Here is a 1,160-nt window from a genome sequence, read left to right as displayed (position 1 = left end):
AAGACGGCAAGACGGTCTCCACGACTGATGTGATTGCGCCCATCTTCACCCGCGTCCATCGCCGCTACGAAGCGAAGGAAGACACCGACGACAACGAAGAATAACCAGCAAAGGGCCGGCGTAGGCCGCCCTGCCCCTTTGGAGCGAGCCCGATCCGGGCCGAGAACGAGCGCGCTGGACGGCGCAAGGCCGAATTGGGCCAGGCGGCGCACGGTAAGCCAAGGGTTGTCGGCGGTCAGGTTTTTACTTTAACTTATGCACCCAGCCGCTTACGCTGGCAAATCAGCGAATCGTGGAGAACGGATACAGGCAAAAAGAAAACCCGGCGCGAAGGCCGGATTTCCGAGAGGTTGTAGCTGGAACGGAACGCCAATTCCGTCGATTGCCACCAAAAGAAGATGGCAAAATCTAGCTGCTTCCTCTGACAGTCGCAACAGGAAAATGCGCTTTCGCGCCACGGATTTTCTTTGCCGCAAGCAAGGAAAGACGTGGTGACCATACACACCGAAATGGCCCAGTGGCTAGCCGACATCACGACGGTCAAGCAGATCGATCACTATATGGCGCTGGTCTGGCGAGGGCTCGCCGATGGCGCCTTAGGGGACCAGGAGGCGCAAGAGCTCAGCGAGGCCGCCCATTCGCGGCGCTCCATGCTGCAATTGGCCCGCGAAACCCGATTGCCGCCGGCGCGGACCTACTTTTCGAAGCGCCCCAAATCAGAGCAGTCGCGCCACCAAGCGGCGAGCGGGTCGCGCTGCCCCGTCCGATGGGCGAGGAAACGGCGCTTGGGCGATATGGCCGCCCTACCCCCGAATGTGCGGGATCGCTTCACGGAGGGTGAACGGGCCGTGCTTTACATTGTCGCCTCGGATTGCCGTCAGCACGGCTCTTGCGGATCGAGCGTCAAAGAGATCGGCGACCGCGCCGGCGTCGGCGCCACCACCGTCCGCAACGCGCTGCGCCGGGCCCGCCATCTTGGCCTGCTCGACATCACAGAGCGCCCGCAATGGCGCGCCAGGCATCTGCCAAACCTGGTAAAAATCCTATGCCGCCGCTGGCTCGCATGGCTCAAAAAATTTCGACCGAATCTCGGCCTTAAATTTTGTCCGACTGGGTTCAAAAAAGCGGCGTCCTCAGGAACCTTCGGCGATGAACGGAAA

The 1,160-nt window shown here is 61.0% G+C and carries 1 protein-coding gene; it reads left to right on the top strand.

Annotated elements, in window-relative coordinates; all coding sequences use genetic code 11:
• Positions 1-491: 491 nt before the first annotated feature.
• Positions 492-1,160 (top strand): hypothetical protein (locus tag EN749_RS36075; RefSeq protein WP_128364987.1); only part of this gene is annotated, 669 nt, incomplete at its 3' end.

This window comes from Mesorhizobium sp. M7A.F.Ca.ET.027.02.1.1, from assembly GCF_004022985.1.
Lineage (GTDB): Bacteria > Pseudomonadota > Alphaproteobacteria > Rhizobiales > Rhizobiaceae > Mesorhizobium.
Note: the sequence above shows the minus strand (reverse complement) of the source record. Positions and strands in the feature narration are given on the sequence as shown.